The 22,017-nt window shown below is 62.5% G+C and carries 26 protein-coding genes; 14 read left to right on the top strand and 12 right to left on the bottom strand.

The genetic code is table 11. The annotated features are described in order from the left end of the window. Nucleotides 1-2: 2 nt before the first annotated feature. Nucleotides 3-893, bottom strand: coding sequence for an ABC transporter substrate-binding protein (locus tag AADW23_RS06760; RefSeq protein ID WP_341863757.1), 891 nt, complete (start codon nucleotides 891-893; stop codon nucleotides 3-5). Beyond that, a complete protein-coding gene (locus tag AADW23_RS06755) occupies nucleotides 890-1,945 on the bottom strand; it encodes a ChuX/HutX family heme-like substrate-binding protein (protein ID WP_341863756.1) in 1,056 nt (351 codons plus the stop codon). Before AADW23_RS06755 ends, AADW23_RS06760 begins: the two co-directional genes overlap by 4 nt. A 252-nt stretch (nucleotides 1,946-2,197) precedes the next feature. On the opposite strand from AADW23_RS06755, the gene AADW23_RS06750 reads away from it, so the two are divergent. Genes AADW23_RS06750 through AADW23_RS06715 form a run of 8 tightly spaced genes read left to right on the top strand, consistent with a single transcriptional unit; the run spans nucleotide 2,198 to nucleotide 7,139 of the window. Continuing rightward, a complete protein-coding gene (locus tag AADW23_RS06750) occupies nucleotides 2,198-2,710 on the top strand; it encodes a TonB-dependent receptor plug domain-containing protein (protein WP_341863755.1) in 513 nt (170 codons plus the stop codon). Between the two features lie 36 nt (nucleotides 2,711-2,746). After that, nucleotides 2,747-3,832: a TonB-dependent receptor gene (locus tag AADW23_RS06745; RefSeq protein WP_341863754.1), complete on the top strand. Its 1,086-nt coding sequence runs from the start codon at nucleotides 2,747-2,749 to the stop codon at nucleotides 3,830-3,832. A gap of 3 nt (nucleotides 3,833-3,835) precedes the next feature. Beyond that, a complete protein-coding gene (locus AADW23_RS06740) occupies nucleotides 3,836-4,261 on the top strand; it encodes a hypothetical protein (RefSeq protein ID WP_341863753.1) in 426 nt (141 codons plus the stop codon). After that, nucleotides 4,261-4,695, top strand: coding sequence for a hypothetical protein (locus AADW23_RS06735; RefSeq protein WP_341863752.1), 435 nt, complete (start codon nucleotides 4,261-4,263; stop codon nucleotides 4,693-4,695). Before AADW23_RS06740 ends, AADW23_RS06735 begins: the two co-directional genes overlap by 1 nt. After that, a complete protein-coding gene (locus AADW23_RS06730) occupies nucleotides 4,692-5,378 on the top strand; it encodes a MotA/TolQ/ExbB proton channel family protein (protein WP_341863751.1) in 687 nt (228 codons plus the stop codon). Before AADW23_RS06735 ends, AADW23_RS06730 begins: the two co-directional genes overlap by 4 nt. Before the next feature lie 31 nt (nucleotides 5,379-5,409). Next, entirely contained in the window at nucleotides 5,410-5,748 is a 339-nt protein-coding gene (locus AADW23_RS06725) for a biopolymer transporter ExbD (RefSeq protein ID WP_341863750.1), read from the top strand. Between the two features lie 4 nt (nucleotides 5,749-5,752). Then, nucleotides 5,753-6,106, top strand: a complete 354-nt coding sequence (locus AADW23_RS06720) for a biopolymer transporter ExbD (RefSeq protein ID WP_341863749.1) — start codon at nucleotides 5,753-5,755, stop codon at nucleotides 6,104-6,106. Between the two features lie 16 nt (nucleotides 6,107-6,122). Beyond that, nucleotides 6,123-7,139 carry a TonB family protein gene (locus AADW23_RS06715; protein ID WP_341863748.1) on the top strand — a complete coding sequence of 339 codons (1,017 nt, stop codon included), beginning with the start codon at nucleotides 6,123-6,125 and terminating at the stop codon, nucleotides 7,137-7,139. Here the strand turns inward: AADW23_RS06715 and AADW23_RS06710 are convergent. Then, on the bottom strand, nucleotides 7,136-7,432 hold the full coding sequence (locus tag AADW23_RS06710) for a DUF2218 domain-containing protein (RefSeq protein WP_341863747.1): 297 nt from the start codon (nucleotides 7,430-7,432) through the stop codon (nucleotides 7,136-7,138). The two genes, AADW23_RS06715 and AADW23_RS06710, sit on opposite strands and share 4 nt — an antisense overlap. A 130-nt stretch (nucleotides 7,433-7,562) precedes the next feature. On the opposite strand from AADW23_RS06710, the gene AADW23_RS06705 reads away from it, so the two are divergent. The 4 genes from AADW23_RS06705 to AADW23_RS06690 are packed head-to-tail and all read left to right on the top strand — an operon-like array spanning nucleotide 7,563 to nucleotide 11,187. Then, nucleotides 7,563-8,459 (top strand): siderophore ABC transporter substrate-binding protein, encoded by an 897-nt coding sequence (locus tag AADW23_RS06705; RefSeq protein WP_341863746.1) that lies wholly within the window; start codon nucleotides 7,563-7,565, stop codon nucleotides 8,457-8,459. Beyond that, entirely contained in the window at nucleotides 8,460-9,485 is a 1,026-nt protein-coding gene (locus AADW23_RS06700) for an iron chelate uptake ABC transporter family permease subunit (RefSeq protein ID WP_341863745.1), read from the top strand. Beyond that, nucleotides 9,485-10,429, top strand: a complete 945-nt coding sequence (locus tag AADW23_RS06695) for an iron chelate uptake ABC transporter family permease subunit (RefSeq protein ID WP_341863744.1) — start codon at nucleotides 9,485-9,487, stop codon at nucleotides 10,427-10,429. Before AADW23_RS06700 ends, AADW23_RS06695 begins: the two co-directional genes overlap by 1 nt. Beyond that, nucleotides 10,426-11,187: an ATP-binding cassette domain-containing protein gene (locus AADW23_RS06690; protein WP_341863743.1), complete on the top strand. Its 762-nt coding sequence runs from the start codon at nucleotides 10,426-10,428 to the stop codon at nucleotides 11,185-11,187. The genes AADW23_RS06695 and AADW23_RS06690 overlap by 4 nt, the downstream gene beginning before the upstream one ends. Before the next feature lie 9 nt (nucleotides 11,188-11,196). Here AADW23_RS06690 and AADW23_RS06685 read toward each other — a convergent pair whose 3' ends face one another. Further along, nucleotides 11,197-12,036 (bottom strand): siderophore-interacting protein, encoded by an 840-nt coding sequence (locus tag AADW23_RS06685; RefSeq protein ID WP_341863742.1) that lies wholly within the window; start codon nucleotides 12,034-12,036, stop codon nucleotides 11,197-11,199. Between the two features lie 602 nt (nucleotides 12,037-12,638). On the opposite strand from AADW23_RS06685, the gene AADW23_RS06680 reads away from it, so the two are divergent. After that, entirely contained in the window at nucleotides 12,639-12,950 is a 312-nt protein-coding gene (locus AADW23_RS06680) for a MocE family 2Fe-2S type ferredoxin (RefSeq protein WP_341863741.1), read from the top strand. Between the two features lie 36 nt (nucleotides 12,951-12,986). On the opposite strand, the gene AADW23_RS06675 is transcribed toward AADW23_RS06680, so the two are convergent. From AADW23_RS06675 to AADW23_RS06655, 5 genes are all read right to left on the bottom strand, one after another. Beyond that, nucleotides 12,987-13,748: an aldolase/citrate lyase family protein gene (locus AADW23_RS06675; protein WP_341863740.1), complete on the bottom strand. Its 762-nt coding sequence runs from the start codon at nucleotides 13,746-13,748 to the stop codon at nucleotides 12,987-12,989. An 80-nt stretch (nucleotides 13,749-13,828) separates the two neighbouring features. Next, nucleotides 13,829-15,118, bottom strand: a complete 1,290-nt coding sequence (locus AADW23_RS06670; protein ID WP_341863739.1) for a TRAP transporter large permease — start codon at nucleotides 15,116-15,118, stop codon at nucleotides 13,829-13,831. Further along, on the bottom strand, nucleotides 15,115-15,672 hold the full coding sequence (locus AADW23_RS06665) for a TRAP transporter small permease subunit (RefSeq protein ID WP_341863738.1): 558 nt from the start codon (nucleotides 15,670-15,672) through the stop codon (nucleotides 15,115-15,117). Before AADW23_RS06665 ends, AADW23_RS06670 begins: the two co-directional genes overlap by 4 nt. A gap of 50 nt (nucleotides 15,673-15,722) precedes the next feature. Continuing rightward, nucleotides 15,723-16,739, bottom strand: a complete 1,017-nt coding sequence (gene dctP / locus AADW23_RS06660) for a TRAP transporter substrate-binding protein DctP (protein WP_341863737.1) — start codon at nucleotides 16,737-16,739, stop codon at nucleotides 15,723-15,725. 89 nt (nucleotides 16,740-16,828) lie between these two features. Beyond that, entirely contained in the window at nucleotides 16,829-17,908 is a 1,080-nt protein-coding gene (locus tag AADW23_RS06655) for a Gfo/Idh/MocA family oxidoreductase (protein WP_341863736.1), read from the bottom strand. A 194-nt stretch (nucleotides 17,909-18,102) separates the two neighbouring features. On the opposite strand from AADW23_RS06655, the gene AADW23_RS06650 reads away from it, so the two are divergent. Beyond that, nucleotides 18,103-18,780: a GntR family transcriptional regulator gene (locus AADW23_RS06650; protein ID WP_341863735.1), complete on the top strand. Its 678-nt coding sequence runs from the start codon at nucleotides 18,103-18,105 to the stop codon at nucleotides 18,778-18,780. 63 nt (nucleotides 18,781-18,843) lie between these two features. Here AADW23_RS06650 and AADW23_RS06645 read toward each other — a convergent pair whose 3' ends face one another. The 3 genes from AADW23_RS06645 to AADW23_RS06635 all read right to left on the bottom strand — a co-directional run bounded on the left by AADW23_RS06645 (nucleotide 18,844) and on the right by AADW23_RS06635 (nucleotide 21,992). Beyond that, nucleotides 18,844-19,674 (bottom strand): aldo/keto reductase, encoded by an 831-nt coding sequence (locus AADW23_RS06645; RefSeq protein WP_341863734.1) that lies wholly within the window; start codon nucleotides 19,672-19,674, stop codon nucleotides 18,844-18,846. A 76-nt stretch (nucleotides 19,675-19,750) separates the two neighbouring features. Further along, nucleotides 19,751-20,839: a phosphotransferase gene (locus AADW23_RS06640; protein WP_341863733.1), complete on the bottom strand. Its 1,089-nt coding sequence runs from the start codon at nucleotides 20,837-20,839 to the stop codon at nucleotides 19,751-19,753. Then, nucleotides 20,781-21,992, bottom strand: a complete 1,212-nt coding sequence (locus AADW23_RS06635) for an acyl-CoA dehydrogenase family protein (RefSeq protein ID WP_341863732.1) — start codon at nucleotides 21,990-21,992, stop codon at nucleotides 20,781-20,783. Before AADW23_RS06635 ends, AADW23_RS06640 begins: the two co-directional genes overlap by 59 nt. Between the last annotated feature and the right edge of the window lie 25 nt (nucleotides 21,993-22,017).

Here is a 22,017-nt window from a genome sequence, read left to right as displayed (position 1 = left end):
CGCTATTCCCCGTTGGTGCCAAGGGCGGCGGCCAAAAGATGGACCGCCTCAGGTGTGCGCGGGCCAAAGCCAAGCAGAAGCAAGCCGTCGATCTGCACCAAGCTGCCAGTGTCCGCAGCGGGCGTCAGGCCAAGGGCGGGATGGGAGAAGACGCCTTCGGCATCGGCGCCGTGATCTCCGCCGCGATCCATCATCAAGTTCACATCGGGGGCCGCGGCCCGCACCGCTTCATCGGTCAGGGGGCGGTAGACTTCAAAGGCGGTCACAGCGTTTTCGCCACCAGCCATGGCGATGATCCCCGACGCTGCCGTGCCAACGCCCGATGCCATGGCGCGCCCGCCCTGCATCGACAGAATGAACATCACGCGGGGGGCGTCTTCGCTGATGTCTTGCGTGACGGCGGCCAGTTCCACGTCGATCTGATCCGCCAGCGTTATGCCTTCTTCCGCTACGCCCAAAGCCTCTGCCACTGTCAGGATCTTTGTCCGCACACCTGCTGCATCGAAGCTTTCGGGAACGGTCACAAAGGTGATCTCCGCATCGGCCAGCACTTCGATCGTTTCCAGCGGGCCAAAGCCTTCTTCGGCAATGATAAGATCAGGCCGCACCGAGAAAACGCCCTCAGGGGACAGGGCGCGCATGTAGCCGACATCGGGTAGCGCCTCGACCTCGGCGGGCCAGCTAGAGGTCGTGTCGCGGGCCACCAGAAGGTGTTCCATATCAAGCGCATAGATGATCTCGGTGATCGAACCGCCAACCGACAGAACGCGCGGTGCATCGTCTTGCGCCCGTCCGGGGTCGGCAAGGAAAGCGGCAAAAAGGCCAGCCGCCATGATCATTGCAAGGCCGCCCGGTGTCAGGCGGCGGGCAGATAGTCGGGGTGCAAGGCTCATGCCACCTCCTCCGCCTGACCAAGGCGCGGCAAGGTATCTGTCAGCGCACTGAACGCCGCGACGTGATCTTCGCCATCTTTATTGCGCAGGGGGAAGCATTGCAGGATCAACATGCCGCGCGCATCAAACGCCTCGATCGAAATCGCCGGGCCGCGTTTTGTCGGCTTGGTGACAAGCCAGACCTCTGCCACGTGATCGGCCCGCAAGTGCAAGTTGAAGCCGGGGTCCATCACGTTCTGCCACGGGCCCATGGGCACCAGCTTGTTGATCGGGCCCGAGTGGATCTGGATACATCCCTTGTTGCCCACAAAGACCATCACCGACAGCGAGCCCTCGGACATCGCCTGAAGCGCATGGTTCACCGCGGATGGGTCAAGGGCCACGACATAGGGCTCCCCCGCCATGCGGTAGGCGCCCAGTCGGTTCATCTTCAGCTTCGAGGTGAGCCGCATGAACTGGTGCGTATCGGTCATCCGGTCCCATTCTTGCCGCAGAGTCTCTACCTTCACGACATCGCCTTTGGCCGCCTCCACCGGCGCACGATCCTCAAAGACCGGTTCCCCTTCAGGGCCCTCCAGATCGCGCAGCATCAGGTCCCACATCGCAATGTTGGACCGCTCCCGCAGGAATACCTTGTGAACCGCATCGCCGGCCGCGTCGAAGACCTGGATGGACCGGCGGATCGTGCCGTCTACTACCTTCTCGACCGCGAATACATGAACCCAATGGCGCGAGAAGATGCGCAGATCGATATCCGCCGCAATCACGCTAGAGGCATGTTCGCCCGCCCGGAAGTTCTCGTAGATGCCAACCTTTTCGTGCACCGCGCTCTCATTGCGGGTCAGAGCCATGACCTCTCCCAAGGTGCAGATCGCCAGGGTCAACCGTGTGGGGTCAGCGACCAGTGGCACCGCGCCAAAGCCCACCTGTGCGGCCACCAAGGCACCTTCTGGCACGCCAAGCTTATCGGCCAAGTCGCGAGCGCGTGTCTTGGGGTTGTCGGTGATTGCCGCGCGAATCGCGTCGGCCTGAATAGAGGTATCTGCGCCCATGTCTGCGCCTCGTTCCGTTCGTGTGTAAGGGGAGAGGGCTTGCGCGGCCCCTGTAACAGAGGCTCCGAGCTGGCACTTTTGCAACGTAGGCCCGTAGGCTCGATTGCTATTGTTGACGCTTTTAGTCAGATACTTTACGCACCGCAAGTATCGCAGGCCAGCACGGGTGAATTTTCCGCGCATACCCCCACGATCTGCCAGCCGGAACGCCCGGCAAGCACCCAAATCAACAACAGCAAAACACGAGGGGGTATGATGTCATACCGCATGGGACACGTGCGTCTGGGGACGTCTACGGCAATGGCCGCAGCATTGGCCGTTTTGGCCGCACCGGGACACGCACAAGAAACCACACCACTGGGACGGATCATTTTGGGGTGGGGCACCGATCAGGTCGCCCTCGACACGCCTCAGGCGGTCACCGTGATCAACCAGGAAGAGATTGAGCGCCAACAAGCCACCACCATCGGCGAGTTCTTTGATGGCGTACCGGGCGTGCAGGCCATCGGGTCCGACCGCGTTCTGGGTCAGACGTTCAACTTTCGCGGCTGGGGGGAAGTCCCGGCGGGGGACGAGGGCCGTGTGGTCGTTCTGCAAGACGGCGCGACACAGTATTACGAACAATACCGCATGGGCTCGCTCTTCTCGGACCCGAACCTCTTTTGCAATATCGAGGTTCTGCGCGGGCCTGCCTCGGCCACGCTTTATGGCTCTGGCGCCATCGGCGGCGTTGTGCGGTTCGAGACCTGCGATTCCTCGGATTAACTGATTGACGGGCAAACCAGCCAATTCCGCTTCTCTGTGGGCGGCGAGACCAAAGGCGAAGGTGGCAACGTCGCCCTGCGCTACGCCACCCAAGTGGGCGACGACTGGCAAGTCTTCGCAAATCTCAACTACCGTGAGGCCGCCAATTACGTGGACGGGGACGGCAATGCGATTGAAGGCTCTGCGTTCGATGCCACCTCGGGCCTTGTCAGCGCGACTTACAGCTTTGACGGCAACCGCTCCCTCCGCTTCATTTACGAGGCTTGGGACAGCGATCTGGACAATACGTCTTACTCGCAAACAGGCTCGGACGGGTTCGGCAATGTGGACCGCCACACGCGTGACCAGACCTTCTCAGCGATCTACGCCTCGGCCGAAGAGTTTGGCGATCTAGAGATGACGTTGACCTATTCCGACACGGACATCACGCAGGAAAACGCAACCTCACCAAGTCCCAGCGTCTTGTTCGAGGATTCCACCTACGGCTATGACACCCTATCGCTCGACGCCCGCGTGAGCACGGACGTGACTTGGGGCAACATTGATACGACCTTGATCTACGGCACCACGATCTCGCGTCAGAGCCGGGTGGCCGAGGCAGAAACCTCGACCTTCATCGACTTCCATCCTGAAGGCACCGCCACGCGCATTGCTGCCTTTGCCCAAGCCGAGATGGATTTCGGCAACGGCCTGACATCGGTGCCCGGCCTACGTCTGGAATATGCGATCAACGAACCCGGCGCCGACGATGCCGCCGCCACGGCGGACAGCCGCGAAACGGTCGAAATCCTGTCCGTATCGCCAAAGGTGGCGTTTACCTACGACATCTCGGATGAATGGGGCATGTTCGGCTCTCTCTCGCAGACGGAACGGGCACCCAACCTGGATGAGTTGTATTCCAACGACGATTCCGACGGCGAAACTGCCGCCACAGACCTTTTGCCCGAAACGGCACGGTCGGTGGAATTGGGCTTCACCTACTCCCGCGCTGGTTTGTTGAACGGCAACGACGGCTTCGACGCCCACGTCACGGCGCATTACTCCTACGTCGAAAACCTGATCGAGCATGATAGCACAGGCGGCACGCCCAATAACCGCAACATCGCCGAGGCCGAGATCTAGGGGGTGGACCTGGAAGTCGCCTATGTTTCGGACATGTGGTTCAGCAACATGTCCCTTTCCATGATCGAAGGCCGCAACCTGACCGATGATGAGGTCTGGAGCCAGCTTCCCCAAGACAACTTCTCGGTCGCCCTGGGCCGTCGCCATGCGGATATCGGGGTGGAGTACGGCTGGACGATGAACGCCTACGCCGACATCGACTATGCCGATACCACATCCATGGGCGTGAGCTCGGACAACTTCTACGGCGGTTATGCCACCCATGATCTGTTCGCCAGCTACGCCCCGCAAGAAGGCGCGCTGGAGGGGTTGGAGTTCCGCTTCGGCATCGACAACGTGTTTGACCGCACCTACGTCAACGCGCTCGACGGTGACAACGGGCGCGGCATGACGGGCCGCCTCTCGGTTGCTCGTGTGTGGAACTTCTGATGCGTGGATCTGCTATCACCATACTGCTTGGTGCCGCCCTTGTCGCAGCCCTCCCTCTGGGGGCTGCCGCGCAGGACGCGCCTGCCGCGCTGATCGTCCAGTTGAACCGCGTTGTACTGCTGGACGGTGCGTGCCGACTGACCTTCATGGCGCAAAACTACATGGATGCGGATATCGAACAGATCGTGTTTGAAACGGTTCTGTTCACCACTGAGGGCAGCATCGACCGTCTGACCCTGTTTGATATGGCGGCTTTACCCACCGCGCGGCCCCGTGTGCGCGAATTTGATATGCCGGGCCTGTCTTGTGACACCCTTGGCCGGGTTCACTTCAATGGTGTGGATACCTGCGCAGGCGACGGGCTGGACCCTGCGCGTTGCGAAGGCGCGTTGTTCCCCGTCAGCCGGGTGGATGATGTGGAGGTGATTGGATGACGCTGGAGATTGCTTTGTCCAATATCGGCGGGCTCGTTGCCCTTGGCGGGCCCGTCGTTGCCCTCCAGCTCGCGATGTCATTGATATCGCTGGCCGTTGTCGTGTTCAAACTGGACCAATTCCTGCACACAGGCGTCGGGCGCCATGCCCGCCTGATCCGTGCAAGCGCGGCCCTTGACCGGGGCGACCGGGACGCGGCACTGCAACTGGCGGGCGAAAGCCGCAGCCATCTTGCACCGCTGTTCGCCCGCCTGATGAACCAAATGACGGAACTGCAAGACCACGACGGCTTCCGCCCCCGGATGGAGGTGGAGGCCGCAGAACGCCTTGACCGGATTGAGACAGGCTTCCGCCTGCTCGACAGCATCGCCCAAGTTGCGCCGCTTCTGGGGCTGTTCGGCACCGTTCTGGGGATGATCGACGCCTTCCAAGCCCTGCAAAGCGCGGGCGATGCCGTGGATCCGTCAATCCTTGCCGGCGGCATCTGGGTTGCGCTGATGACCACCGCCGCCGGGCTGGCCGTGGCGATGCCAACCTCGCCTATCCTGACGTGGTTTGAGACCCGGATGCAGGCGGAACGCGCCTTGGCCGATAGCATGATCGCCCGTGCCTTCTGCCCCGTGGAAGCCCCCGCCGAGGCGCAACGCGCCCCCACGCCCGACTTCGTGCCCCTTGCCGGTTAGGTCCGCCACATATCGCCGCCGTGCCTTGTCGATGACATCCCTGATTGCTGTCATCTCCCTGCTTTTGCTGTTCTTTATGCTGACGTCGACCTTCACCCGCTTTTCCGAGATACAGCTCTCGGCGGCGGGTGGCGGCGCGGCGGCCCCTGCCGAGACGTCCCCCCTGTTCTTGCAGTTCGGGGCCGAGAGCCTGTCGCTCAACGGCACCGTACTTACCATGTCCGCCCTTCCAGCCGAGATCACCGCGCAACACCCTGAAGCGACCGTGATGCTGGTCAGCGCCACTGACGACGTGACCTCTCAACGTCTAGTTGACCTGTTGGTCACGCTCGCCCCGTTCCCCGCCCTTTCCCTCACCGTGCTGGACTAGCCCCATGTCCCTGCGCCGCGCCCCGTCCCGCCGAGTCAAGGAACCCACGATCGCCCTGATCAACGTGGTCTTCCTGATGCTGATCTTCTTCCTGATCGCAGGCTCCTTTGCGTTGCCATTGGACCCGCGCGTGGCGCTGGTGGATACCGCCACGCTGGAAGGCCGCGCCCCGCCTGATGCCACCGTGATCCTGCCCGACGGCACGTTAGAGCTGCGCGGCCAACCCGTGACATTGGCCGAGATCATTGCCAACACCCCCACACCCCGCCTTGTGCCGGACCGCGCGCTTCCTGCCGCTGAACTGGTCACCATCTCGCGACAATTGCGCGATGCGGGGCGCAGAAAGTCTGGATCGTGACCGAAAGAGGTATGGAATGAAGGGCGCAAAGTACATCGGCCTGATCGCCGCCGTTGCCCTGTCGGGCGGCACCCATCTGGCAATTGCGGGCTATGTCACGCCTGACACGGTCGAGCTTGAGGGCGGCGGTGACCCGGCCCCGGCCCGCCTTGGTGCCTCGTTTGCCGATATGGTCGCGGGGATGTCCGGCAGTGACCGGCCCGAGGTCGCGGACCCGGTCGAGGTCGCAGACCGCGCCAGCCCGGCTCAGGCAGACGAAACACCAGATACAGAATTGGCCGAGGCACCAGACACGCTGAGGGCCGAGCCGACGCCGATTGAGCCGACGTCGGTTGAAGCCACAGCGCCTGCGACGCCGCAGGCCAATGAGGCACCGGAATACACCGCGCAGGTGCCTGTATCGGCGCAGCCTGCTGCAACAGTGGCGGTGGCGATCCAGCCTGTCACCCCGCAAGTAAGGGCCGCCGCCGCCCGCTCAGCACCCGCGCAACCCACGCAATCCGCCCCGGCAGAGGACGTAGTGGTGGCCGAGGATGAAGCGGCGCTGACACCGCTCAGCAGCCCCCGGCCCCGCACCCGGCCCGAAGGCTTGGCCCCGCCGCCCCGGCCCGAGCCTCAGCCCCAAGTCGCCACGGGCCGCCCGCAGCCGCCTGCCGCCACAGGCAACGCCGCCGCAAACGCCACGCGCGGCAGTACGACCGGAACCGAAAGCGCCACCGCAACCGCCACGGCCCCCGCCGCGCAACCGGCACCGCAGGCGGGCAACGGGGCAGCCGTGGCCAATTATCCGGGCCAGGTGCTACGCCGAATCTCTCGCGCCGGGCGCCCTCGGGTCCGCCACAATGGGGCCGATGTGGTGATTTCCTTCCGCATCAGCGGCAATGGCGGCCTGGCGGGCCTCTCTGTGGCGCGGTCCTCGGGCAACGCGGAATTGGATCAGGCGGGCCTGTCCATCGTGCAACGCGCAGTCCCCTTTCCGCCCCCACCGGCGGGGGCGCAAACCAGCTTCTCGATCAACTTCGGGGGGCGCTAAAGCCCCTCTGCCACCGCCCAATCCATGGCCTTGAACTTCTCGCGGTAGGCGAAGGTTTCCAGATGACTATCAATGACATAGCGGGCGGTTCCTAACCCTTCCTCCGTCCCTGCCGTAACCTCGAGCTGCAGCATGTCGTCGTCTGCCCACATCCGAGCCGGCCCCGGCGGCAGCGCGGCGCGGCCTGTCCTCTCATCATAGGACACTTCAACCTTGTGGCCGAAGTGTTTGCACAGTTGCTGCAAGTAGCGGCTTGCGTGCGCTGTTGGGAACGTGCCGATCTGCGTCGCCATGGCTCACCCCTTATCTGACTATAATACTCAACATTAGGTTGCACTGCCCTGCCGCCATCGTCTACCCCTTCGCACAACGGTAGCCGCCGCCACCCCCTCAACCTGAACTCAGCCCTTGAGAGGACCTGACATGGCTACCCGTATCCCCACCACTCTTGCTTGCCTTCTTCTGGCCACCGCAGCCCAGGCCGAAGACCTGACGATCCCGACCGCCATCGGCGACGTGACCGTCGCGTCCGGCCCCGAAACCATCGCCGTTCTGGATGCCGCCGCCATCGACACGATCAGCGCCCTTGGCGTCACAGTAGACGCCGTGCCCGCAATGCCACCACTGTCCTACCTATCCGACGTGTTTGAAACCGCTCAGCCTGCGGGCAGCCTGTTTGAGCCGGATTTTGAGGCGCTGGCCGTCCTCGGCCCTGATCTGATTATCGCCGGTGGCCGTTCCTCCACCCAGGTAGAGCCGCTGTCCGAGATCGCGCCAACCATCGACATGACCATTTGGGGCGAAGACATGATCGCCCAAGCCCAAGACCGCATTGCCGCCTACGGCACGATTTTTAAGCAAGAGGCGATGGCCGCAGAACTTTCCGCCGCACTGGACGCACGCTTGGCCGATGCCGTCGCCGCCGCTGAGGGCCAGGGTGAAGCGCTGATCTTGCTGACCAACGGTGGCAACGTGTCGGCCTACGGCGACGACAGTCGGTTTGGCTGGCTGCATTCGGCCCTGAACCTGCCCGAAGCCTACCCCGACCTGACGGCGGAAACCCACGGCGAGGCCGTGTCCTTCGAGTTCATCGCCGAAGTGAACCCCGATTGGATCCTCGTGATCGACCGTGCCGCCGCCATCGGCCAGGATGGAGAGGCCGCCGCCGCCACCCTCGATAACCCGCTGGTCGCAAGCACCACGGCCGCCCAGGAAGGCCAGATCATCTACCTCAGCTCTGCGCCTCTCTATCTGGCTGGTGGCGGTGTGCAGTCGATGATGCTGACGATGGACGAAATCATCGCAGGCTTTGCTGACTAAATGACGCTCAGGTTCGGCATCATTCTGGCCCTTGCGGCCCTTGTGGTGGCGAGCCTCTCCATCGGCGCTGCCAGCCTTTGGTCTGGCGGTTTTGACGCGGCTTGGCTGATCGCGGTCAGTCGTTTTCCCCGTACCGCCGCCGCCTTGTTGACCGGGGCGGGGTTGGCGTTGGCCGGTGTCATCATGCAGCAAAGCGTGCAGAACCGGTTGGTAGAGCCGGGCCTGACCGGCACGCCCGAAGCCGCAACCCTTGGCCTGCTGGCCGTGACCTTGATCGCGCCGGGCATCGTCATTTTCGGCAAGATGACCATCGCCGCCGCCAGCGCCTTGGCGGGCACCTTCGGCTTCCTTGCCCTGTCGCGTTTCGTGCCCCGCCACGACCCGATGTTGCTGCCCTTGGTGGGCATCATTTACGGCGGTATCCTTGGCGCAGTCGGTCTGTGGTTCGCTTGGAACGCCGATCTTTTGCAATTCGTCGGCATCGCCATGTTGGGCGATTTCTCGGGCGTCATGCAGGGCCGGTATGAGCTGTTGTGGATCATCGCCGCCCTGTCCGGCGTGCTGTTCCTGATTGCCGATCGGATCACGATTCTGGGCTTGGGCGAGGATTACGCCCGCTCGCTAGGATTGAACTATTTTCAGACGCAGATGTTGGGGTTGGTGATCGTGGCGATCACGGTGGCCGTGGTTGTGGTGACGGTAGGCTCCATGCCTTTTGTGGGTCTGATCGTGCCCAACCTGATCTCGCGCTGGCGCGGCGACAACATCCGCGCGAACCTTTGGGTGGTGGCGCTGACGGGGGCGGCGCTTGTGCTGGCCTCGGATATTCTGGGCCGCGTCGTGCGCTACCCATACGAGATCCCAGCCGCCACGATCTTCGCCGTTTTCGGCGCGGCGGTGTTCCTTTGGCTGCTCTATGCGCCCCCGCGGCGGAAGCCGCAGTTGGATGGAAATCGGCGCAAGCCCCTGTTGGGTAGAGATCGGCGCAAGCCGCAAATGGACAGCAATCGCAAAGGGGCCGCGTAATGGTCAGGTCCCGGCTCCTCCTCCTTGCCCTGCTACTGACGGTGATGAGCGTGCTTTTCCTATGCTGGAACCTGCGCGCACCGGTCAGTTTCATCCTGACGCTCCGGGCTGAGAAACTGACGGCCCTGATCCTTGTGGGCGCGGCCACGGGCGTGGCAACCACTCTGTTTCAGACCGTGGCGCAGACCCGGCTGCTGACGCCGGGGATCGTCGGTTTCGACGCCCTCTTCGTGTTCCTGCAAACCGCCCTGGTCTTCGCGCTCGGGGGCGTCGGCTATGTCACCCTGCCCCCCTTTGCCACCTTCCTGACCGAGGCTATTGTGCTGGTCCTCGCCGCCGTCGCGCTGTTCGGGATCATCCTGCGCAAAGGTGCCTCTGATCTGGTGCGGATCGTGCTGACGGGCGTGATCTTCGGCATCCTTTTGCGGGGCCTTGCGGGGTTCATGCAACGCATCCTTGATCCGTCCGAATTTGCCATCGTGCAGCAGGCCAGCTTTGCCTCCTTCGGGTCGGTCGAGGGCGACCAACTTCTGGTCGCGGCCCTACTTCTTGGGGCGGCGATCGCCTGCGCCATGGCCCTTGCCTCTCGGCTGGATGTGGCCGCCTTGGGGCGCGATACGGCACGGTCCCTTGGCTTGGCATATGACCGCTTTGTCTTGGCCGTGCTGGCGCTGGTGGCAGCCCTTGTGGTGGTGTCCACGGCGCTTGTGGGGCCGATCACATTTCTGGGCCTTCTGGCCGCCAGCCTTGCCCATGCCATCATCGGGACCCAGCGCCATGCGCTTCTGATCCCGGCCTCCGGCCTGATCGGTGCGATCATTCTGGTGGCGGGGCAATTCATCTTCGAGAGGGTGCTTTCCATGACCTCCACCCTCGCTGTGCTGATCGAGTTCCTCGGCGGCCTGTTGTTCCTGATCTTGATCCTGAGGAGGCGCACGACATGATCGACGTGCAGACCCTATCCCTGAGCCTCACCGGCAAGCCTGTGCTCAAGGACATCACCACCACCCTGCCCGATACCGGCATCACGGCCATCATCGGCCCGAACGGGGCCGGTAAATCGACGTTGCTGCACACTGTTGCGGCGCTTTTGCAGCCGGACAGCGGCCACGTGTGCCTTGGCGGGGCTGATATTCACGCTCTGCCCGCGTCTGAACGCGCCAAGCGACTGGCGATCCTGACCCAGTCGCAACCGCAAATCCCCCGGCTTTCCGTGCGTGATCTGGTGGCTTTCGGACGGTGGCCCCACCATCGCGGGCGGCCCACGGCGCAAGATCACGCGCTGGTGGACGCGGCGATTGCCCAGTTTGAGCTGACAGCGATCGAGACCGCCCAACTGGACGCTTTGTCAGGCGGGCAACGCCAACGGGCCTATATTGCCATGGCATGGGCACAGGGCACGCCGTATCTGTTGTTGGATGAACCCCTTAGCGCCCTTGATCCGCGCGTCAGCAAGGGCATCATGTCCCGCCTGCACCAACTTTCGCGGCCCGGTCCCGATACCCGTTCTGCGGTCATTGTGCTCCATGATCTGCAAATCGCCGCCCAATGGGCCGATCATGTGGTGGCCCTGAAGGACGGGGCATTGTTTGCGCAAGGACCCGCGCAGGAGGTTTTGGCCGATGCCCCCCTCAGCGTTCTTTATAATACGCCGATCAGCGTGCGCCCGTTGGATGACGGGCGCGTCGCCGTGTTGACCTAAACGCGTAGCTTAGCTTGCCGCTGCCAACTTGGCCTCATCATCGGCGGCCTCGATGTTCTTCACCTTCCGGTGCGCGTCTTCCGCCAAGCCAATCCGCCAATAGCCCGAGGCATAGACATCGCCACGGGGCAGCGCTCGGTCGCCGCGCAGGTGCATCCGCAAGCGCCGGATCACGCCGGTTTCGCCCGCCACAAGGGTCTTGATCCGCCCCTCAGGCAGGTCCAGCCCTTCGATCATGTCCGTGGCCAGCGTCGATTCCACCTCTGCGTTATCGTGGATCAGCCAATGCTGCTCGATCCCTGCGGGGGCATCAATCGGCTGACGGTCCGCTTCGCTGAGCACCTCAAAAATCGCGATGCCTTGGGCGTCTCGGGGTAGCTGCTCCAGCCCTGCGGCGGCGACGGGAAGGGCCGACATGTCGGCCGCAATCAGGTAGTAATCGGCTTCGTGATCCGTCAGCTTGGGGGCACCCGGTCCCGCAAAGCCTATGAAATCGCCCGGTTTCGCCCGCGCGGCCCAGGCAGACGCCGGGCCATTGTCGCCGTGGGCCACGAAATCAATGTCGATCTCACACACCTCGGGCCGTGCATGGCGGATGGTATAGGTGCGCGTCGTGGGTTTTGGCCCCTCTGCCATCTGGCGCGCAAGGGCAGCGGCGTCTTGGCCCTCGGCGGGCAGCATGATCTTGCAATGACCACCCGCCGTACTGGCCGGGATCGCGGCCATCTCAGGCCCTGTCAGGGTGACGCGGATCATGTTGGGCGTCACGCGCCGAGCGGCAAGGACTTCCAACATACAAGTAGCGCGTTTGACGGCGGAGGGTTTGGGCGGTGTCATATCGTTGGGCATTATAGCGTCCTTTCAAGCGGCAGGGCCACCGGCCCCAATGTTTCGGTGCTGGACACCTCGGCCAAGGGGGCAACCGGCGGGTGGGCTGGGTGCGATTGCTTCATCAACCTCGCAAAGGCCAAGCGCGATCAAGGTGATGTTCGCGCTGCGCATGGGGGCACTTACAAACCCGACTGTTTCAGTCGGGTTATTACTCTACTAAAACGCTCAACATCAAGAGCGAAGGTGCGCCCGTCGCGGCCGAGCCCCGGACTGATCCGCTATGGCAGGGCCCCAGCGCCGTGCAAGCGGGCCGCGTTTATCCGGGTGGAAGACCGCTGGCGGCGGTTTGGTCGCGCGACTGCTGCTGGCTGACATCGCCACGATCTCAGGCGCCCGAATAGGCGCCCTGCCCGATCCGGCTCGGTCCCGGCCATCGCGGCCGACCCAAGGGTCCATCACGCAAACTAGCGGGATTCGGCTTGACCATTGCTGCCCGCACCGTTCAACCTTCTTCCATAAAATCAATCCAATGCCGCCCACTGATCGCATATCAGCCCCGGCATTGTGATCCGTGTTCCCAGGCAGGTGCCATCGCCGCCCAACCCCATCGGAGCCCACCTATGCCCAACTGGATCGACGCCTGTGCGGCCGACGATATTGACGAAGAAGACCTGATCCGTTTCGATCACGAGGGTCGGACCTTCGCGATCTACCGCAGCCCTTCGGATGAATATTTCTGCACCGATGGGCTTTGCACCCACGAACAGGTCCACCTCGAAGATGGGTTGGTGATCGACCACACCATCGAATGCCCGAAGCACAACGGGCGGTTTGATTACCGCACCGGGGAAGCCCTTCGGGCGCCTGTTTGCGTGAACCTTGTCACCTATCCGGTGAAGGTCGAGGCTGGCCGGGTGCTGATCGAAATCTAAGATCAGCCCTCCCGGCCCGGACCTGCTTCGGGGCAGCTAGAAGCTGCTGCGCAACGCGGCAACGGAATTGGCCAGCAACGCCAGATCGACGCCCACGGCCGTAAAGCCCGAGCCGTGATCCATGAAGCGCTTGGACTCTTTCGCGTCCAACGTCAGGATGCCCGAGGGCACGCCCAGGGCCGCCAAGCGGTCGAAGGCGTCAAGGATCGCGGTCACCACATCGGGGTGCGTTGTTTGCCCTGGCAAGCCCATGGTCGCGCTCAGGTCCGCGGGGCCAATAAAGACCGCGTCGACGCCGTCGGTCTGGGCAATGGCCTCCAGGTTCTCCATCCCCTTCACGGTTTCGATCTGCACGATCAGGCAGAGGTTTTCTTCGACCTCGGTGAAATAATTTTCCACCTGCCCGTAGCGTGTGGCGCGGGTCACGCCGGCCATCCCGCGAATACCGCGTGGCCCATAGCGCATGGATGCCACCGCCGCCGCCGCCTCCTCGGCGGTTTCGACATAGGGGATCAGCAAGGTCTGCGCCCCCATATCCAGAACGCGCTTGATCAGCATCGTGTCGTTTGCCGCTGGACGCACCACGGCTGAGACCGAGGGGAACCCTGCCGCCGCCTGCAAGGCCGTCTGCACCTCGACCGTTTCCACCGCGGAATGTTCGCAATCAATCAACATCCAGTCGAACCCGGCTGCCGCCAGCATTTCCGGCACCGTGTTGCCGCCGATGGTGTTCCAAATGCCAAGCTGATGCCGCCCCTCTTTCAGAGCCGCCTTGAAGTGGTTTGTTGGGTTTTTCATGGGTCTACTCAGCTTTCCATACGGGCGGCACATCCGCCTCTTGAGGGTTAGAAATGTCAATGTGGGAATGTCTGCGGTGCCTAGTATCCAAACGCCCTGGGCAACCACAGCACGAGGCCGGGGTTCAGCAAAAGGATCAAAAGGGCCACGACCAACACGGCAAGGAAGGCCCAGATCTCTCCGATGATTTCGCGTAACGGGATGCCGGTGACCGCGTTGATCACGAACAGCAATATCCCATAGGGCGGCGTGATCAGCCCGATCATCGAATTGACCACGACCAACACGCCGAAATGCACCAGATCAATCCCCAGCTCTCGGCAGGCGGGGATGAATAGCGGCACGATCACAAGGATGATTGTCGTGGCGTCCAACACGCACCCCAGCAGGAGAACCAGAAGGTTGATCAGCAGCAGGAAAACGATGGGGTGCATGTTGATGCCGACCAGAGCGTCAGCAACCATGGCGGGAATATTCTCGGACACGACAATGAAGTTCAGGATCAGCGCGCCGCCAATCACCACGCCCACCGCCGCCGAGGAACGCGCGCTTTCCACAAAAATCCGGTAGAGCGCCTCAAGAGACAGCGCCCGGTAGAACAACCCCGCCAAAAGCAGCGCATAAAGAGCCGCAACGGCGGCGGCCTCGGTCGGCGTGGTGACGCCGCCGTAGATGCCATAAAGCAAGATCACCGGCATCAGCAGCGCCGGGAACGCATTGGCCGTTTTACGCGGAAGCTCTCGCATCGGGACCGGGTCTTCCATCGCGAAACCGCGCTTGTGAGAGATGTAGGTGTTCATCGCCATCAGCACGACACCCATCAACAGGCCCGGCACGATCCCCGCCAGAAACAGCGCCCCGATGGAGGTGTTGGACACCAACGCATAAAGCACCATCGGGATCGACGGCGGAATGATCGGCCCAATCGTGGCCGAAGCCGCCGTGATCGCCGCCGCATAGCCACGCGGGAACCGTCCGCCCTTGGTCATCATCTCGATAATGATCTTCCCGATCCCCGCCGCGTCAGCCACAGCCGAGCCGGACATGCCGGAAAAGATCAGCGAGGCCACGACATTGACGTGGCCCAAACCGCCCCGGAACCGCCCCACAACCGCAACGCAGAACCCCAGCAAGCGGTCCGATATCGTGCCCGCGTTCATGATGTTCGCCGCCACAATGAACAGCGGCACCGCCAACAGAACGAAGCTGCCGAACAGGCCCTGGATGATCTTCTCTCCGGCCAAGGCAAGATCCAACCCCGCAAGGCCAAGATAGACCAGTGACGCGACAATGATCGCATAGCCAATCGGCGTGCCAATCCCCGCCAGCACGAACAGCGTCACAAGGCAGAGGGCCAGTTCATAGCTCATGGCAATTTCTCCGCCTTCGCGGGCGGATCGGTCTCTGCTCCGGGAATGTCATATTCATCGTCGGGCGGGCCGTTGCGCAGCACGTCCACAAAACGCCAGCCATACCGGGCGATCACGGCCACCATGAAGATGGCGTAGACCGAAAAGATCGTGCGCAGTGGAATACGGTCCCCGGTGAACGGGTTTTTCACCGTCGAGGTGCGCCGCATTTTCATCCAGTCGATGTAGTCCAATGTCGGAAGAAACGAGATCGCCATTCCCACCACAATCGCCGCCGCTGCGATCAAGGCGAACACCTGTCGCCCGCGCCGGGGCGCCATCAGGTAGACGATATCAAACGTCACATGGTCGCTGTCGCGCACATTGAACGCGCAGCCCACAAAGACGATCCAGAGCCACAGGATCAAACACAGCTCCAGCGTCCAGCCAAAGGGCGCTTGCAGCACATAGCGTGAGTATATCTGAAGCAGGAACGTCACAAACATCGCGGCCAGCATGGCCCCCGCGATGGCTTCCGTCCCGATGGAGAACCACTTCCTGAGTGTCTCGATCATGGGTCTTTCCTCCGGGACGGCATTTATCAAAAGTCAGTCAACTCAGGTGCTTAGTTTGCACCAAGGGCGTTGATCTGGTCCAGCACACCTTCGGGCCATGTCTCGGCAAATTCACTGTCGATGTAGGCCGCTTGTACGGCTTCGCGGAACGCGGCGACGTCAGGCTCGTAGACGGCCATGCCCTCACCTTCCAGGAAGGCCACCAACTCATCTTCCAGTGCCAACTGGCGCGTGCGGCCCAATTCCGCGGCCTCATCTGCTGCGGCTTGCACGATGGCCTGTTGCTCCGGCGTGAATTCCTGCCAGACAGCTTCCGAGATGGCGATATAGTTCAGGTCCACCAGATGCGAGGTCAGGACGATCTGGTTCGTGACCTCGTAGAAACGGCGGTCCACCACGGTTGGCAGCGGGTTGTCCTGGCCGTCTACCGCGCCGCTCGACAGGGCGGTGTAGACCTCATTGAAAGCCAGCGGTGTGGGGGACGCGCCTAGGGCGCTGCCCAGGAATTGCCAAGCGTCGGTGCCGGGCATCCGCAGGTTCACGCCCGCCAGATCGGCCGGGGTCATCACCTCAAGCTCATCGCGGGTCTGGCGCAGGTTCACCTGACGGCGGCCCAGATACATGACCGACAACAGCCGCACGCCCAATTCATCAATCACGCGCTGGTGGAAGGGCTCGAACAAAGGGTCGTTGAAGACAGCGACCTGGTGCGCCGCGTCTTGGTGCACATAGCCCGCGGTGAAGATCGAGAATTCGGGGAAGAACTGTGCCAGTTCCTGCGCCGAGGTGATCGACATCTCCAGGTTGCCCCGGCTGATCGCCTCCAACTCGGTGCCTTGGGCAAAGAGCGTGGCGTTATAGCTTGGCTGGTAATCGGCAAATTCTGCAATCGCCGGACCAAAGACTTCGGCCATCGCGACCGAGCGTTGGTCGGTTTCCGAGCCCGATGCAGACAGGCGCAGTTGCACCGCGTGGCCATCGGCCAAAGCCGCGCCGGAAAAGCCGCCCATAAGGGTTGCCGCAAGGGCCGCCGTCAGCGTCGCGCGGCGTGTAAGATTGGTAATCATAGAGTCCTCCCAAGGATCAGTTGATCGTGAATAGTGTCTTAAGCAGTATCTTTCTGACATTATAGAGTTCTTCTACAATATCAGCCGTTTCATATGACCTCCTCTCGTCGGGGGCTGCCCGCGTCGGCTCCCAACCGAACGACCTGCCCGCTTGCGGCTGAAACCTGTATGGCCTCCACCACCTCCAGCGTGCGCAGCCCCTCCCATCCCGACACCAGCGGTGTGGTTTGGCCAAGAATGACGGCCGCAAAATGCGCGAGTTGCGCGACCAATGGGTCCGCTGCCTCTCGGGTTATGCTTGTGGCGCTGATCGGTGTCCACCAATCGGGCTCCGGGCCTGCGTGGGACCAGACTCGCAGGTCTGGCACCGATAGCGCGCCTTTTGATCCGCCGATCAAGTAACAACTCTCAGGGGTGGCGGGGTAGACCGGATGCTCTTGCGCGGTCATTTCCCAACTCCACGGGGCGGCGATACTGTCGGACACGGTCAACGTCCCAATCGCCCCATTCTCCAGTTCCAGAACGGCGGCGGCGACGTCTTCATTGGCAAACCCGCGCCGTGACGGAGCGGCCACGGCCCGCACGCTTCGGACCTCACCGCAAAGGTGGCGGATCAGATCCACGTCATGGACCAGATTAACCGAGATCGGCCCCGCCCCGACCTGTTTGCGCCAGGGTGCCTTCTCAAAATAACTGTCCGGCTTGTAGAACCAACACGTCGCCTGCACCGCCCGAACCTCGCCGATATCCCCGGCTTCAATCGCCTCAAACGCGCGTTTTATCAGGGGGTTGTGGCGGCGATGATGGCCGACCAGAACGGGCACGTCCCCGGCGTCAGCCGCCTGCGCCACCGCGACCCCTTCCGCGACCGAGGGGGCCAGGGGCTTCTCGATCAAGATCGGCACGCCGCGCTCGATGCAGGTCATCGCCTGCGCCGCATGCAACGGTGTGGGCGTGGCGATAATGACCCCGTCGGGGGCCTGCGCCGCGATCATTTCTGCAAGGTCTGTATAACACTGCACCCCAAGGGCCGCTGCCGCGCTGCGCTCGACCTCTCCGGGTTCCACAACGCCGACCAAGGCAACACCGGGCAAGCCCGCGACCGCCTTGGCGTGGCGCTGTCCAATTAACCCAAATCCCGAAATTGCGAGGCGTACGCTATCTGACACTTATCGTTCCTACGCCATTGCAAAGCGATGCCGACCGGCCCCGTGGCAAGTCCAATATTCGGGCGATGCTAGGGCAGCCATTTCCGATTCGCAATAAAATCGGATATTTTGACAAATATTCGATTTTACAGCATATTACAGCTACGCCAGCAGGGCACGCACTGCCCTGGAAACACTGAAAATGGACCCGAATGATGAGTGAGATAAACGCCACGGTCGGGGCCAGCACCTATCAGCAGATCAAGCGCGATATTATCTTTGGCGCCTTGCAACCGGGCGCGAAACTGAAGCTGGATACGCTCAAGCAACGCTACCCCGCCAGCCCCTCGACCCTGCGTGAAGCGCTGAGCCGTCTGGCCAGCGACGGCTTCGTCGATGCGCCCCAGCAGCGCGGCTTCTTCGTGACGCCGGTGTCCCACGATGACCTGATCGAGATCGCCAATCTGCGCACCCTGTTGGAGTGCCACGCCCTGCGGGTGTCCATTGAAAGAGGCGATACAGAGTGGGAGGGAAACCTTGTCGCCGCCCGTCACAAACTGGCGCGGCTGGAAAGGCAAATGCTATCGGGTGATCTGTCCGAGGAAGAAACGTGGAAACGCTATGACGGCGAGTTTCACTTGGCGATGATCCAGGCCTGCAACTCTCGTAACTTGCTGTCCCTGCACGAAAAAATCTATGACAAGTATCTGCGCTATCAAATGCTGGTTCTGACCCACCGCGGGTCCGTCGCGGCCGACGAACACGACAAGATGCTAGAGGCCGCGCTCGCGCGCGATGCCGATCTTGCCGCCACTTTGCTGGAACAGCACATCCAGAACGGCCTTCGCCACGCGGCTTCTGCCCTGCAAGCAGCAGCAACGCCCAAAGCCTGACGCGGTCGCCACCGCAAAGGTAAAGGGCACCCCCGAAGGGATGCCCGCCTCAAGCCCTATGGCTTACATCATTTTGAAGACCGACGGGTCCGGCCCGGTGCGCAGGCCCACATCCAACGTGGTGATCGCCTCGATCTCGGCGTCCGTCAGGGTGAAGTCAAAGACGTCCAGATTTTCCGCCTGACGGTGCGGTTTGACGGACCGCGGGATCACCGCGTTGCCCAGTTGCAAATGCCATCGAATGATAACCTGCGCCGGGCTTTTGCCGGTGCGCTTGGCCGCGTTGACGATGGGGTCCGCCTCGAACGAACGTGCATTGCCAAGGGGCGTCCAAGCCTGCGTCACGATATCATGCTCGGCATGGAACGCCCTCATGTCGGGCTGTTGCAGCTCGGGGTTCACCTCGATCTGGTTCAGCACAGGCACTTCGCCAGTCTCCGCGATGATCCGCTCTAGATGGTCCTTGTTGAAGTTCGACACGCCGATAGACCGCATCATCCCTTCGTCGCGCATCTCGATGAAGGCTTTCCACGTCTCGACGTACTTGTCTTGGCTTGGCACCGGCCAATGGATCAGCACGAGGTCAAGCTGGTCCACGCCGATGTTCTTCAAGCTCCGCTCGACCGAGGCGCGCGCCTTGTCGCGGCCATGGTCGGTGTTCCAGACCTTCGTGGTGATAAACAGGTCTTCCCGCGGGACCGAGGCCGCTTTGACGCCCTCCCCCAAGCCCGGCTCATTCATATATAAGTATGCGCCGTCGATCATCCGATATCCGGTCTCGATGGCGCTTTTCACGGCCTCTCCGGCGATCTCCTGTGGCACCTGCCAAATGCCGAAGCCCAGTTGCGGCATCTCGTGGCCGTCGTGAAATTTGATGGTGGTTGTCTTACCCATGTGCGTGCTCCCGTTTGTTCGGCGGCAACCTAACAGCGTCCCACGGGGATGGCGACCACATAGAAGATCGGGCATGTCAGGGGGCCTCACGGACCTCCGCCATCGCCATTTCAGCCAGAATCGGCACGGCCTTTCCGTACAGATGCGCCGTCTGGGTGTTAGAGGCATTTCCCTCCAACGACCGCCGATAAACCCCCTGCAAGATCGCCCCTAACCGAAAGAAGCTGAAGGCGATGTAAAAGCGCCAATTCTCGATGCCGGGCAGCCCCCGACGGGTGCAATATTGCGCCACGTAATCGGCCTCGTCCGGAATGCCCGTCGCCGCGCGATCCACGCCGCCCAAGCCCTTGAACGCCCCCTCATTGGGCAGCCGCCATTGCATGCACTGATAGGCCAGATCGGCGAAGGGGTGGCCGATGGTCGAAAGCTCCCAATCCAGCACCGCCGCGACGCGGTGGCTTTGGGGATCGAAAATCATGTTATCCATCCGAAAGTCCCCATGCACCAGGCCCGAGCGCCCGTCATCCTCCGGCAAGTTCCCGTCTAACCAGCTGATAAGCTGATCCATTTCCGCGATCCCGTCCGTTTCCGAGGCGCGGTATTGGCGCGTCCACGTCGCAAGCTGCCGTTGGAAATAGTCCCCCTTCCGCCCGAAATCAGCCAACCCTGCCGCCTCTGGCTCCACGTCGTGCAAATCCGCCAGCACTTGGTTCATCGCAGCATAGATGGCGCGTCGATCATCCGGCGCCATGCCCGGAAGGGCCGGGTCCCAGTAGATCTGCCCCGCCACATGGCTCATCACCACGAACATGCGCCCCAGGGGGCCATCGGCGTCGCTTTGCGCCAGGATCCGCGGCACAGGCACCGGCGTATCGTGCAACCCGCCGATGATCCGCGCCTCTCGGTCGACGCGGTGCGCCCCGGGCAGTAGCTGCCCCGGCGGTTGCGCCCGTAGAACGAAGGTGCCGCCGCTGGCGTCGACGCGGTAAGTGGGGTTCGATTGCCCGTCGCCGAACTTTTCGAATCCCCGGCACTGCCCAAGACCCGGCACATGGGCCTCCAGCCACGGGCCAAGGGCTGCTATATCGGCGGGCGTCGCGGTCATCTCAACCTGCCTGCCGAGCGCGGAGAAGCTGACGGGCAAGGCTTGTATGGTGAACTTCATCAGGTCCGTCTGCAATGCGGATCGTGCGGGCATAGGCGAAGGCTTCGGCAAGGAACGTATCCTGGCTGACCCCCATCGCTCCGTGCGCCTGAATGGCCCGGTCGATCACCGTTTGCGCCATCTGCGGCACGACGATCTTGGCCATGGCGATCAGGTCTCGGGCGGCTTTGTTGCCTTCACGGTCCATCTTGTCGGCGGCAGCCATGGTCAGCAGGCGGGCTTGCTCGATCTCGCAGGCGGACAAGGCGATATGCTGCTGGATCACGCCCTGCTCGGACAGGGGTTTGCCGAAGGCCACGCGGCTTGCCGTGCGATCAACCATCAGATCCAATGCCCGCTGAGCGCAGCCGATCAAGCGCATACAATGGTGGATGCGCCCCGGCCCAAGGCGACCTTGCGCAATCTCGAACCCACGCCCCTCACCCAGAAGCATGTTGGACGCGGGCACACGCACGTTGTCGAAGACGAACTCGGCATGGCCGTGGGGCGCGTCGTCCGAGCCGAAGACCTTCATCGCGCGGATCATCTTCACGCCGGGCGTGTCCATGGGCACGAGGATCATCGACTGCTGCTTGTGCCGCTCGGCCTCGAAATCGCTTTTCCCCATGACAATCAGGATCTTGCAGCGCGGGTCCGGCGCGCCGGTCGCCCACCATTTGCGCCCGTTGATCACGTAGTCGTCGCCATCGCGCAGGATCGAGGATTGCACGTTCGTGGCATCGGATGAGGCCACGTCAGGCTCGGTCATGCAGAACGCCGACCGGATATCACCCTTCAGAAGCGGCTCCAACCAATCGGCTTTCTGCTGGTCGGTGCCGTATTGGATGAACACTTCCATATTACCCGTGTCCGGCGCGTTGCAGTTGAACACCTCTGGCCCGATGATCGACTGGCCCATGGCTTCGGCCAGAGGCGCATAGTCAAGGTTGTTCAGCCCCGCGCCATGTTCTTCGTGGGGGCACCACAGGTTCCACAGCCCTTCCGCGCGGGCCTTGGCCTTCAACTCTTCCATGATCGGCGGGATCACCCACCGGTCGTCCGAGGCATCCACAAATTCGTGGTATTCACGCTCTGCCGGGATCACATGGCGTTCCATGAAGTCCAGCACCCGCGCCTTCAGTTCCGCCGTCTTGGCGTTGAGTTCGAAATCCATGCAAGTTCCCCCCTTTTGGGTGCCG

It is taken from the genome of Gymnodinialimonas sp. 57CJ19, from assembly GCF_038396845.1.
GTDB lineage: Bacteria > Pseudomonadota > Alphaproteobacteria > Rhodobacterales > Rhodobacteraceae > Gymnodinialimonas.
Note: the sequence above shows the minus strand (reverse complement) of the source record. Positions and strands in the feature narration are given on the sequence as shown.